The sequence below is a fragment of the Methylomagnum ishizawai genome, assembly GCF_900155475.1.
GTDB classification, from domain to species: Bacteria; Pseudomonadota; Gammaproteobacteria; order Methylococcales; family Methylococcaceae; genus Methylomagnum; species Methylomagnum ishizawai_A.
In genome coordinates this window covers 71,018-86,918 of sequence record NZ_FXAM01000002.1, presented here as the reverse complement: position 1 = coordinate 86,918, position 15,901 = coordinate 71,018, and the positions used below count along the sequence as shown (strand labels likewise).

At 63.3% G+C, this 15,901-nt stretch carries 15 protein-coding genes; 4 read left to right on the top strand and 11 right to left on the bottom strand.

From position 1 onward, the window contains the following. Positions 1-11: 11 nt before the first annotated feature. The 6 genes from B9N93_RS21200 to B9N93_RS21175 all read right to left on the bottom strand — a co-directional run bounded on the left by B9N93_RS21200 (position 12) and on the right by B9N93_RS21175 (position 5,904). Positions 12-815: an SDR family oxidoreductase gene (locus tag B9N93_RS21200; protein ID WP_085216421.1), complete on the bottom strand. Its 804-nt coding sequence runs from the start codon at positions 813-815 to the stop codon at positions 12-14. Beyond that, positions 812-2,131: an aminotransferase class III-fold pyridoxal phosphate-dependent enzyme gene (locus B9N93_RS21195; RefSeq protein WP_085216420.1), complete on the bottom strand. Its 1,320-nt coding sequence runs from the start codon at positions 2,129-2,131 to the stop codon at positions 812-814. The genes B9N93_RS21200 and B9N93_RS21195 overlap by 4 nt, the downstream gene beginning before the upstream one ends. Before the next feature lie 92 nt (positions 2,132-2,223). Continuing rightward, positions 2,224-3,150 carry a transketolase family protein gene (locus tag B9N93_RS21190; protein WP_085216419.1) on the bottom strand — a complete coding sequence of 309 codons (927 nt, stop codon included), beginning with the start codon at positions 3,148-3,150 and terminating at the stop codon, positions 2,224-2,226. Positions 3,151-3,176: 26 nt separating this feature from the next. After that, positions 3,177-4,034, bottom strand: a complete 858-nt coding sequence (locus B9N93_RS21185) for a transketolase (protein WP_085216418.1) — start codon at positions 4,032-4,034, stop codon at positions 3,177-3,179. A gap of 32 nt (positions 4,035-4,066) precedes the next feature. Next, on the bottom strand, positions 4,067-4,867 hold the full coding sequence (locus B9N93_RS21180; RefSeq protein WP_085216417.1) for a cytidylyltransferase domain-containing protein: 801 nt from the start codon (positions 4,865-4,867) through the stop codon (positions 4,067-4,069). Continuing rightward, positions 4,864-5,904: a hypothetical protein gene (locus tag B9N93_RS21175; protein WP_217807379.1), complete on the bottom strand. Its 1,041-nt coding sequence runs from the start codon at positions 5,902-5,904 to the stop codon at positions 4,864-4,866. Before B9N93_RS21175 ends, B9N93_RS21180 begins: the two co-directional genes overlap by 4 nt. Positions 5,905-6,562: 658 nt before the next feature. Between B9N93_RS21175 and B9N93_RS21170 the strand changes: the two genes are divergently transcribed. Further along, a complete protein-coding gene (locus tag B9N93_RS21170; protein WP_085216416.1) occupies positions 6,563-7,489 on the top strand; it encodes a hypothetical protein in 927 nt (308 codons plus the stop codon). A gap of 271 nt (positions 7,490-7,760) precedes the next feature. Next, positions 7,761-8,504 (top strand): hypothetical protein, encoded by a 744-nt coding sequence (locus tag B9N93_RS21165; RefSeq protein ID WP_085216415.1) that lies wholly within the window; start codon positions 7,761-7,763, stop codon positions 8,502-8,504. Between the two features lie 264 nt (positions 8,505-8,768). Here B9N93_RS21165 and B9N93_RS21160 read toward each other — a convergent pair whose 3' ends face one another. The 5 genes from B9N93_RS21160 to B9N93_RS21140 all read right to left on the bottom strand — a co-directional run bounded on the left by B9N93_RS21160 (position 8,769) and on the right by B9N93_RS21140 (position 13,516). After that, positions 8,769-9,209 carry a DUF4383 domain-containing protein gene (locus B9N93_RS21160; protein ID WP_217807378.1) on the bottom strand — a complete coding sequence of 147 codons (441 nt, stop codon included), beginning with the start codon at positions 9,207-9,209 and terminating at the stop codon, positions 8,769-8,771. A gap of 303 nt (positions 9,210-9,512) precedes the next feature. Next, on the bottom strand, positions 9,513-10,358 hold the full coding sequence (locus B9N93_RS21155; RefSeq protein WP_085216413.1) for a hypothetical protein: 846 nt from the start codon (positions 10,356-10,358) through the stop codon (positions 9,513-9,515). A 117-nt stretch (positions 10,359-10,475) separates the two neighbouring features. Further along, complete coding sequence (locus B9N93_RS21150; RefSeq protein WP_085216412.1) at positions 10,476-10,823, bottom strand: GH39 family glycosyl hydrolase; 348 nt, start codon at positions 10,821-10,823, stop codon at positions 10,476-10,478. 124 nt (positions 10,824-10,947) lie between these two features. After that, complete coding sequence (locus B9N93_RS21145) at positions 10,948-12,198, bottom strand: cation:proton antiporter (RefSeq protein WP_085216411.1); 1,251 nt, start codon at positions 12,196-12,198, stop codon at positions 10,948-10,950. A gap of 40 nt (positions 12,199-12,238) precedes the next feature. Further along, positions 12,239-13,516, bottom strand: coding sequence for an OpgC family protein (locus B9N93_RS21140; RefSeq protein ID WP_085216410.1), 1,278 nt, complete (start codon positions 13,514-13,516; stop codon positions 12,239-12,241). Between the two features lie 321 nt (positions 13,517-13,837). Between B9N93_RS21140 and B9N93_RS21135 the strand changes: the two genes are divergently transcribed. Both B9N93_RS21135 and B9N93_RS21130 read left to right on the top strand, forming a co-directional pair. Further along, positions 13,838-14,512 (top strand): response regulator, encoded by a 675-nt coding sequence (locus tag B9N93_RS21135; protein ID WP_085216409.1) that lies wholly within the window; start codon positions 13,838-13,840, stop codon positions 14,510-14,512. After that, the gene (locus B9N93_RS21130; protein ID WP_085216408.1) at positions 14,505-15,893 is read left to right on the top strand and encodes a sensor histidine kinase; all 1,389 of its coding nucleotides are present in this window, start codon (positions 14,505-14,507) and stop codon (positions 15,891-15,893) included. Before B9N93_RS21135 ends, B9N93_RS21130 begins: the two co-directional genes overlap by 8 nt. The last annotated feature ends 8 nt before the right edge of the window (positions 15,894-15,901 follow it).

The following is a 15,901-nucleotide window of genomic DNA, read 5'->3' as shown; positions in this document are numbered from 1 at the left end:
GGCGGGCCGCTTCAAATTGCCGTGAAACCGCCGTCCACCAGCAGGTTCGCGCCGGTCATATAGCCCGAAGCGTCGGAAGCCAGATACACCACGGCCCCCCTGAAATCGGTGGGCGCGGCCATGCGCCCCAGCGGAGTGCGGCGCGAATATTCCGCCACGAAGAAATCGTCCTGGCCGTTCTCCACGCCGCCGGGCGACAGCGCGTTGACCCGGACGCCCGCCCCGCCCCAATACGCGGCCAGGAAGCGGGTGAAGGCCAATACCGCGCCCTTGGTGGTCGGATACACCGGGGTTTTATAGAAACGCTGCCGGCCTTCGGGGTCGCGGTAGAGGGATTGGTCGGGAGCCACCACGCCATAGGTGGACGCCACGTTGATGATGCTGCCCCGGCCGGCGCGGGCCATGTCCGCCCCGATCACCTGGGAACATAGGAACACCCCGGTCACGTTCACCTCCAGCGAGCGTTTCCACATTTCCAACGGGTAGTTCTCGAAGCGGGAATCTTCCAAGGCCGCCGCCGGGTTCTCGAATTTGTCGTTGATGGCGGCGTTGTTGACCAGCACGTCGATACGCCCGGTCAGGCTACGCACCGCGTCGGCCAATTGCCGCAGCGAAACCGGGTCGGTGACATCGGCGGCGATGGCGATGCCGGATTTGCCGAGTGCCTCGGCCACGGCGGCGCAGGTGTCGCGGTCGCTATCGGTGGCGACCACGAACGCGCCCGCCTCGGCCAGCGCTTGGCAGTGCTGGCGTCCGAGCAAACCCGCCGCGCCGGTGACGATGGCGGTCTTGCCGCCGAGATCGAACAGGCTCATGCCGCCACCCGCGGCTTGACGTGGAACTGGCTGGTCTTGCGGAACACCGGCTGCAAGGGTTCGCCCTGGAGGCGGGCGGCCACGGTACCCGCCGCCACGGCTTCGGCCAGGATGGCGAGGCTGTCGGCGAAGGCGCGGACGGTATCATCCACGTCCTGGGCCGTATGGGCATGGCACAGGTTCAAGGTGCCGGACCAGAGGATGCCGCGCCGGATCAATTCCTGCTGCACCAGGGTTTTCATCAGCAGCGGATTCCCGGCGCTGGGCGAGAAATTCATGATGGTGCGGAAGGGATATCCGGCGGTCGTGACGTAATCGAGGCCGAGATCGCGGATCAGGCCGTTCACGCCGTCCAGCAAAGCCTGGCCGCGCCGGGCCAAGTCGGCGGTCACATCGTGATCGCGGATGAATTCGATGCAGGCTTTGGCGGCGGCCAGCGACAAGGCTTCGCCGCCGAAGGTGGTGAAGAAGAACACCTCCCGCTCGAACAAGGCCATCACCTCGCGGCGGCCGACGATGGCGGCAATCGGCATCCCGTTGGCCATGGCCTTGGAGAACAGGCACAAATCGGCCCGTACCCCGAAAAATTCCTGGGCACCGCCCAAGGCGCAGCGGAAGCCGGTCCACATCTCGTCGAAGATCAACAAGGCGCCGTGTTTATCGCAGATTTCGCGCAGTCCCTTGAGGAAGGAGCCGTTCTCGCGCTCGAACACAAAGGGTTCGAGGATGACGCAGGCCGTGCCTTCGTCGATGGCGTCGATCACCGAATCGAGGTCGTTGTAATTGAAGGTATGGGTGAGTTCGGTGGTGCTGTGCGGAATCCCGGCGTTGCGGTCGGTGACGGCGATATACCAGTCATGCCAGCCGTGGTAGCCGCAGCACAGCACCCGCTCGCGTCCGGTATAGGCGCGGGCTAGGCGTACGGCGGCGCTGGTCACATCGCAGCCGGTCTTGGAGAAGCGCACCGATTCCACGTTGGGGATGCAGTCCCGCATCAACTCGGCCACTTCGACTTCCAGCGGGTGCATCAGCGAAAAAGTGATGCCGTCCGCCAACTGCCGCTGGATCGCCGCGTCCACCGCCGGATGGCCATAGCCCAGCACGATGGGACCGATGCCCATATTGAAATCCAGGAATTCATTGCCATCGACATCCCACAGCCGCGCCCCCTGGCCGCGCCGGGCGTATTTGGGCGCGACGCCGTTGGAATATTGGCCCGGCCCTTTCGCCAGGGTTTGGGTGCCGGCCGGGATCAAGCCCTGGGCGCGTTCCCACAGGGCGTTGGATTCGGCGATCTTGGGTAGCTCGTGGCTCATGCTGTGTCTCTGGTTGGGTTTAACCACTGGTCCGCCGATCTCCAAGCGGAGTTTGGGAACGAACGGATGAAAGCCGGGGTTCTACGGGCGGACTAAGCCTCGATGCGGGCGTAGCGTTCGCGGACGCGGGCGGCGATGCCGTGGGCGTCGAAACCCTCGTAGGCCAGCGCATCGGCCAGCAAGGCCGGTTTGAACCAGCGCTCGGCGAAGGCCAGGGGCAGGACCGGGACCACGACCCCTTGCTCGACCAAGGTTTCGGCCACGATGGAATACAGCCCGCCGGTCTGGAAATGGTCCTCCACCGTCACCAGCAGCTTGGAACGCCGCGCCGCCGCGGCGATGGCGGCGGTATCCACCGGCTTGAGCATCCGCATATTGATTAAACCCACCGACAGCCCGGTATCGCGCAGCAAGGCCACGGCCTTGAGGCATTCCCCGAATAACAGCCCGTAGGTCAGCAAGGTGATATCGTTGCCCTCGGACCAGATTTCGGCCCGGCCCAATTCGAAAGGCGCATCGTGATGGGCCAGGGGTCTGGCCGCGTTATAGCGGATATAGCAGGGGGCGGGATCGCGCAGCACGGCTTCCAATCCCAGCGCCAAATCCTGCGCGTCGGCGGGACACCAGACCTGCATGCCGGGAATGCCGCGCATCAAGGCCACATCTTCCAGGGATTGATGGGTCGGGCCATTGGCCTCGGAAGCGAAGCCAGTGAAAGTGCCCACCAGCTTGACCGGCAAATGGGCGATGCCGACATCGGTGCGGATGAATTCGAACGCCCTGAGCGTCAGGAAGGTCGCCAGCGCGTGGACCACCGGAATCCGGCCCCGCAAGGCCAGCCCGGCGGCGGCCCCGACCAGGGTTTGCTCGCAAATGCCGAAATCGATGAAACGCTCGCCGAGCTTGGCGGGCAGGTCGCGGATGGCCGAGCGGTTCTCGGCGGTCAGCGCGACGAAGCGCTCGTCGCTCAGGGCCACAGAGTGGAGGATGTCTTCGTAGCTGCGGGGGACGGTATTCATGGGTGGCTCGTCGGTCGGTGGCGGGATCAGCGGGCCACGATGATGTCGCTGTCGATCACCGCGAGGCGGTGGCCTTCCAGCTCTTCGAGCAACTGCTCGATTTCCGCGGCGGAGAAATTGCAGAACCAGCGGTCGGCCCGCGCCGCGATGCTGGGCAAACCCCGGCCCCGCACGGTGTCGGCGATGATCGCGGTGGGTTGGCCCAGGCGCCTGGGAATCAGGGCGAAACCGGCTTCCAAATCCTCGAAATCATGGCCGTCCAACCGCAGGGTTTCCCAACCGAAGGCGGCGAATTTGTCGGCGAGGGGTTCCAGCGGGATCAAGGCCTCGGTCGCCAAATTGGCTTGGAAGCCATTGCGGTCCACCACCACGATCAGGTTGTCCAGGCGCTTGGCGGCGGCGACCAGGACGGCTTCCCACACCGAACCCTCGTTCAGTTCGCCATCACCCAATATCACCACCACCCGGCCCTTGCCCCGGCACAGCTTGATATCCAGGGCGATGCCCACACCCACGCTCAGCAAATGGCCCAGCGAGCCGGAATGGAACTCCACGCCGGGGATGTTGCGGTTGGGATGCCAATAGATGTGGTCGCCGGTCTTGAGATGGTTGGCGAGGCGATGCGGCTCCAAAAAACCCAGTTCCACGAACAGGCCGTAGAGCGCGGGCACATCGTGGCCTTTGGACAGCAGCAGATAATCGCGCTGGGGATCGTCCAGCTTGGCGTTGGAAATCCTCAGCCAATGCCGGTACAGATAGGCCAGCACATCGACGCAGGACAACGAAGCGCCGATGAAACAGCCACCATCGGTCGCCATCCGCACCACATGGCGGCGCACGCGATGGGCCAGTTCTTTCAATTCCTGTTGTTCGGTTTCGGTCATGGTTCGTGATCGGTGGAGGAAACGGCGTCCGCTCAATCGAGCATCCGGGTATGGCGGGTATCAACGGTCTTCAGTTCATGCAGGTGATGGCGGTACCAATTCACCCCGGCATAGCGGGCGTTGAGGGCGGCGATTTCGGGTTTGCGGGCCAGGAGGTCGAGGATATCGTCCAGGCCGAAGCCGGGCCGCTCGGGATAAAGTTCCTCGTAGACCCGGCGGATGAATTCGTAATCTTCGGCATAGTCCAGGGTCCAGCGGTGGCTTAAGGAGTAGTCCAGGCCGCTTTCCCACGCCACGTTGGCGAGGCGGAAACGCTCGGGACGCTCCCAGATGTAAGGCGTGGTATGTTCGCGCTCCAGCGCCAGCCCGGCTTCGCGCCAAGCCTCGCCCAGCGCCGCCATCCCCATCACTTCCACATCGTTGCCGTCCGGGTAGCTGGCTGGATGAAGGTTGCCCGCGTAGTCGCAATCGCCGACCACGTAGCGGGCCAAGACCCGGTCCACGATGGCGGGATCGATCAAGGGACAATCGGAGGGAATCTTGGCGATGGCCTCCGCGCCATGGACCAGCCCGGCCAGATAATGGCGGTCCAACAGGTCGGTCGGGTGGCCGCGGAACACCTCCACGTCCAACTCCCGGCATAGCTGGACGATGGGTTCGTCGGCGTTGTCGGTGGTCGTCAGCACCACGATCTTGGCGGGCGTTTCGACCCGGCCCAACCGTTCCAGCATCCGGGCCAGGATCGGCTTGCCGCAAACCTCCTTCAACACCTTACCGGGCAGACGGCTGGAACCCAGCCGTGCCTGCACCGCCAATACCAGTTTCCGATTCATCTGCGGCCTCCCACCGCCCGGCGTAGCGGCAATCCCAAGGTTTTCAGACGGAACCGGCCCGCCGGGCGGAGGCGGGGCTGGCTGTCGGCCTCGAACAAGCGTAGGCATTCCTGGGCGATATTACGGCCCGAGGTGCCGCCGTTCTGGACCGGCTGCAAGCGCCGCAGCATATCGGGCGGCAGGTCGGAATGGATTTCCTTACCCAAAGCCGCGGCGACGTACACCACCGAGGAATAGCGCGTCACCAGCGCCTCGCAATTGGCGATCATGTGGTCGGTGTTGGCCTCGCTGAAATACAAGGCTTCGGGGGCATAGCGCTCGATCTCGGCCCCGGCCCGTTGCGCGTTCTCGTTGGGGTGGAATTTGAAGATCAAACGACGCCCATCGGCGATACGGCGGGCTTTCTCGATGAATTTGGCGCGGTTTTCATATTTGAAGGTTTCGCGCATATCCGAAGTGGCGCACAGCACGAAATCGCGGTGGGGAAAATCATTATCCCGATAGGCTTCGCAATGATCGAAATTGGGAATCCCGGTGACTTTGAGCTTCTCGGGCCGCACGCCTTTATTCATGAATAAATCGCGGTAGCCCTCGGAAGCCACACAGAAAATGTCGTATAAATCGGACAGCCCGGTGGTCGAGGTCTGCGCCATCCAACGCGGCAAGCGCAGGGCACGGACCAGATGGTAGGCGAGGTTTTCGGGATCGGTCATGCCTTCCTGGACCAAGACCAGTTTGGTATCGCGGATGCGGCGTGGCACGATCAAATCGCTACAGGTCACCACCAAATCGTAGCGGCGGTCGCGGCCTTCGTAATCGAAGGCGACTTGGCGTTCATCGAGGAATTCCATGGTCTTACGCATGAAGCGACCGCCCAAAACGGTGAAATCCAGGGCACCCGACCTTTGCACCCATTTACCGAAGCCATCGCAGAAATAAGGCGTGAAATAAATATCGAATCGCGGCGCGAGATGGCGCGAAATCTCATACATCATTTTGGTTTGATTCAAGGAACCGCAAACGAATAATGCCTTCATATCATTCCCGGACGCCGTGAAACTCGATAATTAAATGGGGAAACCCACATTGATTCGGGCAAGACTAACCACCCCGCTTGGCAAACCCGGCGGGATTCGCTCCCAGGCCAGCCTGATTTATTCAAGAAGCGGGGGGTTGAATCAATAGGTGGCATTTCTGATATTGGGACGATACGCGGAAAATAAGTAAGCCGCGTTACCGCAGGATTGCGGTTTGATTTAAACGGGGACGATCTTGCAAAGTTTTCATGAACAGGATCGAAGGCGGGCGGTCAGCGGCGGCGGGCCATGGATAGCCTCGGGGCGGTGGACGGTGGACGATGGGCGCAGTATGCCCAAAGCGGCACTCCCAGCCCAGTCCATCGCTCCAGGCGGGATGGACGGTAGCTATTACCCAAGATAACCTTCCTTATCCTGGCTTAAATCCTGTTCAAACAACCGGGGCCACCTCTGAGGCGCTCGCCGCTGTGCGCGGCGGGGGAAGGCTTTGGGGTGATGGCGGTCCACGACGGGCGGGCGTAGTCGGAAGGCGGCTTCCGGGTCGGGATGAGCTTGTGTAAAGAAGTGTAAAGTTATGTAAATCAACGGTTTTTCCGTTTCCAACGGCGTAAATCCGGTCGAAACTATGGACGAGATTCCACCGCGATGGAGATGAGCCATGACCACCATCAACACCAGCAGTTTGAATATCCAATCGATCCTCAAAAGCTACGGATCGACCTCCGTCCAAGGGGTTTCCACCGGCAATGCCGAACAGTCATCCGGCGGACGGGTGGGCGGCACGGCAATGGGAAGGCCGGGGGGTGGCTTCGCCGCCGATGTGTTGAACACCCTCAGCCAGATGGGCATCGGCCAGTCCTCGGCTTCGTCGGATTCGGATTCCGCCTCGGGCAATTCCGCCGATTCCACCCAAGCCTTGAGCGCCTTCATGCACGATCTTTTCCAGGCGCTGCATTCCAGCAACAATGTGGTTTCCGCAGATGGCTCCGACAGCGGGTCCGGTTCATCCGATCCTTTCGCCGACCTCGCCCAGGCCCTGGAATCCGGCGACCTGAGCGCTGCCCAATCGGCTTACGCCACCTTGCAACAAAACGCGCCGTCCAATTCAAGCGCCAATTCGGGCAGCGGCTCCGATCCCATCGCGTCGGCAATGGATGCCATCGGCTCGGCGCTGGATTCGGGCGACGTCCAAACCGCCAAGGACACCTTCGCGGCGCTGGCGCAAGACATGCCATCGCGCGGACCGCAAGGTGGGCCTCAAGGCGGCCCGCCGCCCGGTCCGCCACCGGGCGGCGGAATGCGCCAAGGCGGCTACCAGGATTGGTCCAGCAACCTGGAAGGCTTGATCCAAAGCCTGTCTTCCGATTCAAGCACCAGTTCCAGCACAAGTAACAGCGGCGATAGCGGTTCCTCTGATGCCCTTGCCAGCTTGAAGCAGGATTACCAGAATTTGGTGCAATCCCTGGGGGGATCCTCCGATTCGGGAAATGGGAGCGATCTCGCCGGGTTCCTGCAAAACCTTTCCAAGAATGTCCAAAGCTCGTTTGGGGAGAGCCAATATGGCCTGCTCAGCGCGGTCGCGTAACGGAATTGTCGGCTTTGTCAAAGCCCACGCGCCCAGGTGGACAGCACCGTGAATTGGCGCTTCGCCACCCAGGAGGCACGGATCGAGCTCAAGCGTCTCTACCCGTCAATTGAGGGCGGTTAGGGCACTGGGGCCGGGCCGCTCCCCCGGCCAAAGCCGCCGGAGCCCGCGCAATATCGCCGGACACGAAGCGGATCACAGAATTCCCGCCACGGGCACCTAAGCTGCGGATTGAGGCGGTCCCCATCCGCGCCTGCTTCGAGCGCTTCCCGTGGCCATTTCCTTCCCGGCGGTCCCAAAACTCATCGGGTCATCGATTTTCCTGGCCCTGGGGTTATTCGCCGCCGTCGATTCTGCCCCGCTCCCGCCGAAACCCACCCCCACCGCTCCATCGGTTTCCCGGTCCGCGTCCCTGTTCGAATGGCTGGGCGCACGGCATGGCGTCCGCTTCAGCCTGGCCCCCGGACTCGACCGGGATTTCCCGTCCGGGACGCCGACACCGGGGAATCCGGCGGAACTCTGGTCGATTCTGGCGGATTACAACTATATCGCCATCGCGGACGCCGCCGGAAAGACCCGGCACATCATTGTCAGCAGCCGCAAACACGACGCCGATGAAACCGCCCCGCGCCCGCCCGGACGGGAAGACCCGGATGGTTTGCTTTATTACGAACCCGGCTATGCCCCGCTGCCGGCGCGGTACCAGGATTTCCCACCGGGGTCCGTCGTCGAAATCAGCCTGCGGACCGCGGTATTGGCCGATATGGCGACGGGCGCAACCCTCGCCCTGGCTTTGCCCACAGGACGTTTCCAAATGGTTTACGAAACCCGCGCCGACCGGCCCGATGGCGGTTTCACTTGGTATGGCCGCCTCGGCGGCGGCGACGGGAGCCATTGGGTTATCCTGGACCTCGGTGGGGAACGCATCCAAGGCCGCATCGAAACCCCGGCCGGGATATACACCATAGATTCCGCGCTGGGTCGCCAATGGTTGATCGGGGATGGTTTCTTATAATGTGGTCGGCCCGGTCTTGGGAATCCTTGCGGGTGGAATGGAACCCTAGTTCCAGGGCGGACAAGGATGGACCGGCTTCACCAGGGAGGAAACGACACGGGCACGGTGCGCCTGTTCCCCGCACTAGCGGGAGCGCGGCAAGGCTTGCCGACGTATGGGGCACGCCCCGCGCTGTATCGGTCCCCGCGACCCGCGATTTCCGGTTCGCGCTCTGGGAAAAGCCGGCCTTATCCTGGAACAAGGCCGACGCGTCGCTAAAACCCCTTAATGGTGGATGGCGGCGGGCGTATCGTGATGGATATGGGTCGGCAGGATATAACCGAAATAACCGGCCACGATGGCGGTCGCGGCATGTAACACCGCGTCGATCCCATAAATCGGGGCCAAACCGAACAACATCCCGGTGGCCGGAACGAATCCCAACGCCGCCAGCGCGGCGAGCAAAACCGCATTGGTCTTGGCGAACGCTATCGAGGCTATATCGGTTTTCGCCGCCCAAATACCCCACAAACCCAGGCCGAGATGCACTAGGTTATGGGTCACATTGATCGGGAAAATCCCCAATAACCGGCCATAACCCGCCACCACATCCAATCCGGTGGTATCGGCGATAGGTTGGACCAAAATAGGGAAAAATCCCAATATGCCGACTGCGGCATAGATCAAACCGAAAATACGGGCGAATTTCTGGAACGGGGTCATCATACACCTCCCTGCATTAGGGGCGGACTCAGCATGAACATGGCGGATGGTCCGAACCATCCTATCCCAATAGGAACGGTTATTTACCCGGCCAAAACCGCTTTAGTCCGGCCTGGAAAACCTCCTTAGCGGATTGGAACCGGCCCGCCCGCCCTCGTTCTAGCGTTTTATTGTCGATCCGTAATCATCCTGATAGGTCGAGTCCCGCAAAACCCGGTATCTCGCATTTAAAGCGACCGGGTTCTGTTCCCGCCCCGCATCGAGGGCTTGGAATGGGCGGCGGTGGCCGCGGGACCGGACCCCGGCTCACCTCCGGTCCACGGGCCGGTCGAGTTGGGCGAGCTTGTCGCCGGGCATGGCTTCCACCAAGGCTTCCCAATCCGCGGGCATCGTCCCCCGCCGATAGTCGCGGTGATGGTATTTGCTGAAGGATTCGGCGAGGAATTCCCGACCATTATGGGCCGCGTAGGGTGAAAGGTGCCGGTCGGTCCACGCCCCATCGATGCCGTGCGAACGCACGAAAGCGTCCCGCCGGTCCAAGGCCGCTTCGCTGGTCAGTAAATGGCCGATCTCGTGGCGGATGGTATTCCGCATCACCTGCTGGAGGACTTCGACCCGCGTGGCCGGGGTGTAATGCTGGTAGTCGTTGGAGCCGATGTTGTAGGCGATCCCGGCCTTCGCCTCCGCGACCAGATCATCGACCGAGGCTTTGCCGATCAAGCTTTTGGCGTACTGGGACACGCCGAATGCCAGCAAACGGTGGTTGATCCAGGCCCGGCCTTGGGAATTGGAGACATCGGAAATCAGGATCGCGGGTCCGAGCGCCCGCAGCGCCGCGCCGACCGCGGACGGCAAGGCGCACACCTCGTCCGCCAGCAGGCCGACCACGATCCGCAAACCCTGGGCCGCGATGGAATTCCCCGACAGCCTGACCGGCCTGCCCGTGGCCAGGCCGGCGGGCGGCGGGATGAGCCTGAACCCCGTTCCCGCCAGCCTCCGGTTCAAAACCTGGGTATCGGCCCGCCTCAAGGCCACGGGCACGAAGGCGGCGATGGCGTGCGGCGAGGCACCGGGCGGAACGGCTAAAGTTTCCCCATCGCCCAGGCCCGGAGCGGGGGATGGAAAACCGGTTTGCGAATCACCGGGATGCATGGTTATCCATTGGGATGGATGCGAGCTATACCGCGCCTATCCTCCATGAACCGGATATTTGGCTAAATCCATCGATATAAAGGGAATAAAATGGGCTGAGCCGTCCTGGGATAGACCCTATCGGACCGGGATGGACCGCGCTTGCCGCACCGCCGGACCTTGCCGAGAGTATAGCCAAACGGGGATTTTCCACGGTCCGATGAACTCGGTTATCCATGGGTTTTGGGCGGTGGCCGGTCCGCCCACGCACAGCCGCTCGTCGACACGCTTGATCGCCCTGGCCGTGTGGCGGTAAAGCTCGCAATCATCCGCTTGGCCCCCGGTCCAGGACGCTTCCAGATTGGGCTCGTTCCACGCCTCGAAATACCATCGCCGCAGTTCCTTCAGGCCATAGCGTTCCGCCCAATGCGTCACCAACTGGTGGACCAGGATTGCCCAAGCGTGACAATCCTTGAGCGGCGTCACATATTCAAGGCCCGACCGGAGCGCTGCCGAGTTTTTTCTACAAGGACAGCTTCATGAACCCACCTGGGATGGTTGCCCACGATCCTGTTGGGCTACGCAGCCAGCGTGGGCTGTCATTTCCTGGTCAACGCCGGGTTGTTTTGACCGGCCCAGGGGCCGCAGCCTCGCCGGAACGCCGCCCGAGCCAATGGAAATAGCCCTTGAGCAACAGCGGCGCACCGAGGGTGGTCAGCGCGATCACCATGATCAGGACGGCATAGACCTCATTGTTCAGTAGCTCCGAGGACCGGCCCAGTTCCGCGAAGACCAGCCCCACTTCCCCACGCGGCACCATCGCCAGACCGACGGCGAAGCGGGTCGGCCAAGGCTCGCGGATGAACACCGCGCCGAGCAGTTTCCCCACCAAAGCCACGCCGATCAAGGCCAGGGACAGTTCCCAGACGAAGGGGGAATGCCAATCGATGGCGCGGAGGTCCAGGGACAGGCCCACCACCACGAAAAAGATCGGCACGAACAGGTGGACGATGGGTCGGGTCTGCGCCTCGATGCGCCCGGTGAAGGCCGGATCGGTGCGCGGGGTCAGGTCGAAGGGCAGGTAGAACCGGCTCGACAGGGCCAGCCCGGCGGCGAATCCGCCCAAAAGCTCGGGGGCTCCGGCCTCCTTGGACAACCAAGCCAAGCCCAGCACCAAGGACACCACGGCAGTCGGGATGAGTCCCGGAATCCGGGTATACCGTTCCATCCGCTGGATGATCAGCGACAGCCCCCTAGCCACCACCGGGGCCAACAGGAAGAACAAAGCGATGAAGCCCAATAGCCGTCCCGCGTTGGCGAGGCTGACGGCGTCCTCCAAGGCGAACTGGTAGAGCAGGGCGAGCAGCACCACCCCCAACACATCGTCGATCACCGCCGCCCCCAGGACCAGCCGGGCCTCGTGGGATTGCTGTCGGTGCAGGTCGGCCAACACCCGCAAGGTGATACCGATGCTGGTGGCGGTGAGGGTGCCGCCGATGAACAGGGATTCCAGGAGCGGCCTGCCGAAGCCGTAGTAGGCGACCGCGAAGCCCAGCCCGAACGGCCAGACGAAGCCGCCAACCGCCACCGCCGCCGCCTTGGCCCCGGCCCGGACCAACTGCCGACTATCCGTGTCCAGCCCGGCCTCGAACAGCAGCAGGATGATGCCGATCTCGGCTAGCATGCGGATCACCCGGTCGGGCTCGATCCAGTTCAGCGCCGTGGGTCCCAAAACGATGCCCGCCAGCAATTCGCCCACCACCGAGGGCAGGCGGGCCCAGCCTGCCGCCTCCGCGAATAATCGCGCCGTCACCAGAATGATGAGGAGATGTAGGAAGAAGGTGTGCGCAGTCGAATCCATGACCTTGGCTCCTTGAGGGTAAAGCCGGAACGGGGACAGCCTAGCCGCACCCGCGTCCCCGCCAATGCCCGGTCCGCCGTACCGGGACCGCTTTGGGGATGGGTTGCAGCACCGGATTTCCCGTCCTCGCCACCAGGAAAATGGGCCGGAACTCCTCCGGCTGGGCGTCCGATCCGATCCCGGTGGCTTGGACCTTGGAAGGCCCGGCGTCGTTTGGAACCCGCCAGGGCCGGGACTTGAGCCAGGTCATCAGCCCCGCGCTGGCCATCAACGCCGCGCAGCCCCCGATATTGACCACGGACAGGCCCAGGAAGCCATGGCCCAGCCGGTCGAACACCATCCCGCCGATATAGGACAGGGCCATGGCGACGGCGAACACCGGCAAGGATTGACCGCCCATGCGGACGATGGGCCGGGCGGTGCGGCCCGCCAGCCAATGGCCGCGATCCTTCAGCAGGCTCGTCGTCACATAGGCCAGGGCGAGGAAATGCACCCCGCGCAGGAGGCCGAACTGGGTCTTGTCCAGCCAGGGCCGCAATTCGGCGTGCAGCCGCATCAGCCACTCGGTGGGGCGCAGGGCCGGTTCGGGGCCGAACGGCAGGGAAACGAGGACGAACCCACCGCACAGGGCCAGCAGCCAGGGTTTGGGGACCGGTGGCCGGAACCAGCCCCGCCCGAAGGCGAAGCCGGTGAAGAAGATCAATTGCCAGCCGAACGGGTTGAAGAACCAAGGCCGGTCGCCATGCAATTCGGCCCCGAACTCCAGGCCGAACATCCACATGCCGAGATAGAGCGCCACCGGGAAGGCCAAGGCCAGCCAGACCCCGATCCTGGACAGCGCCCACACCACCGGAATCCCCAGCATGACCACCAGGTACATGGGCAGGATATCAAAGTAATTCGGCACATAGCGCAGGCCGATCAAGCCCAGCAAGGCTTCTTCGGTGTGGTCGAAGAAGAAACGGATATTGAGCCGGTCGATGTAGTCCGGCGACCCGAAAGCGGCGTTGCCCAACACGCAGATCACCGCCAGCAGGAAAAAGATACCCAGGTGGGCGGCATAGATTTGGACGCAGCGGTACAGCACGCTGGCGCTGCCCAAGGCCAGTCCGCGGGACTCGAAGCTCTTGCCATAGGCCAGGGCCGCCGCGTAGCCCGACAGGAACACGAAGATTTCGGCGGCGTCGCTCAGGCCGAACCGGGAGGGCGTATAGAGCAACAGTTCGTTGCCGGGAACGTGGTTGATGAAGATGATCAATAGGGCCACGCCCCGGAAGAAATCGAGTTGCAGGTTGCGGGTGGATGTCTGGGAGTTCATAACTTAGCCCTTGCCTAGCAGGCAGGTTTTTCAATCCGCGCCGGGTTCGCCGGGGAAATCCTATTGCTTCGCCCGTTCGCGCCCTATGCGGTTCATCGCGCTATCCCTCGCCCAAACCCAGCCATCGGGAGACATTCGGTAGGAATGGCCCGGGCTGTTGCCCGCCCATTGCCCGATCCGCCCACCTCCATGCAAAATCCTGCCTCAAATGCCCACATCCGCTTAATTTTTAAGCGCTTTCTTGAAAGCACGACGCTGCGTCCATTCATTATAGGATTGAAACCTTTCACCAACCTTTCACAACCACGGCGGATAAACCCCATGAGAATCCTATTGGTGGAGGACGACGCCACCCTGGCGGACGGGCTTTCGCATAGCCTCGCTCAATCCGGTTTCGACCTGACCTTGGCGGCGACCGCCTCCTATGCCGACAGCGCCCTGCGCACCCAGGCCTTCGACGTGGTCATCCTCGACCTGGGGCTGCCCGACGGGGACGGGCGCGAGGTGCTGCGGGCGCTCCGGGCCAGGAAGTGCCCGACCCCCGTGCTGATCCTGACCGCGCGCGACGGCATCAACGACCGGGTCGGCGGGCTGGAATCGGGCGCGGACGACTACATGGTCAAGCCCTTCGAACTCCGCGAATTGGAGGCGCGGGTCCGGGCGCTGATCCGCCGCAGCCATGGCGGTTTCAACCACGAGATCGTGTTTGGCCGCTTGGCGCTGGATACCGCCCACCATCGGGTCTCGGTGGATGGCGAGCCGATGTTGCTGCCTTCCCGCGAGTACGGGGTGTTGGAAGCCCTGCTGTTGCAGGCGGGCCGGGTGGTGAGCAAGGACCGGATCGCCCAGCGCTTGGCGGTGCGGCAGGAGGAATTGGCGGACAACGCCATCGAGGTCTATGTGCATCGCCTGCGCAAACGCCTCGATCCCTTGGGGATCAACATCAGGACCCTGCGCGGGCTGGGCTATTTGCTGGAGAAGGACGGCGATGCGTAAGCCGCAAAGCCTCAGGAAGCAGTTGCTGTTAAGGCTGACGCTGCCCTTGACCCTGGTGGTCGTCCTGGACACCGCCGTGTCCTACTTCGTGGCCCTGCACTACACCAACCAAGCCTATGACCGCTGGTTGTTGGATTCCGCCCGCTCGCTGGCGCAGGAGGTCAAGACCTATAAGAACAAGGTCACCTTCGAACTGCCGCCCATCGCGGTGGAGGTGTTCCGCTGGGACGATACCGACAAGACCTACTTCAAGGTGGAGTCCGAGGCGACCGGCTTCATGGCGGGCGACCGGGAACTGCCCGGCCCCAAGCCCGCCGCGCTGGACAAGGCGCAGCCCTCGTTTTCCGATGGCGAGTTCCAGGGCAGGCCGGTGCGGGTGGTGTCCGTGGTCACGGAACCCACCGAAACCTCCGGCGAGGTATGGGTCTCCGTGGCCGAGACGCTGCGCAAGCGGCAAAGCATGATGGAAGAAATCCTGTTGGCCGTGGTCCTACCCCAGGTGTTGCTGGTCCTTGTTACCGGCCTGCACTTTTGGACCGGCATCAACCGGGGGCTCAAGCCCCTGCGCGATTTGGCCGGCATGATCGCCCGGCGCTCGCCCAAGGAACTCAGTCCCATCCCGGATTCCGGGGTGCCCTTGGAGGTGCGCTCCCTCACCCGCACCATCAACGAGTTGTTGCGGCAATTGGCCGAGGCGATGGGTGCCCAGCGCCGGTTCATCGAGAACGCCGCCCACCAATTGCGCACTCCCCTGGCGGGGCTCAAGGTCCAGGCCGAGCGGGCCTTGCGCGCCGACGACCTGGAGGACATGCGGCCCGCCCTCGGGCGGATCAAGAATGCCGCCGACCGGGCCTCCCACCTCACCACGCAATTGCTGGTCCTCGCCCGCTCCGAGCCCGGCATGGACGCCACCCATCCCTTCGTGCCGGTCGACCTCTGCCAACTGGCGCGGGAAACCTGCATGGACTGGGTGCCCAAGGTGCTGGACCGGGGCATGGACTTGGGATTCGAGCCGCCGGACGCGCCACCGCCGGTCGTGCGGGGAGATCCCACCTTGTTGCGGGAACTGCTGAACAACCTGATCGACAACGCCGTGTGCTATGGCCCGGAACGGGGGCAGATCGTGGTCTCGGTCGGCAACGGGCCGTCGCCCTCCCTCGCAGTGGAGGATGGCGGGACGGGGATTCCCGATATGGAACGCGAGCGGGTGTTCGAGCGTTTCTACCGCATCCCCGGCAGTCCCGGCGAAGGTTGCGGGCTGGGGCTGGCCATCGTCAGGGAAATCGCCGAACTCCACGCGGCCCGGATCGGCATCGGCACCGGTCCCGGCCAGCGGGGAACCCGTTTCGAGGTCGTCTTCGACCGGGAAGCCGGGGGATAGGCCCATGG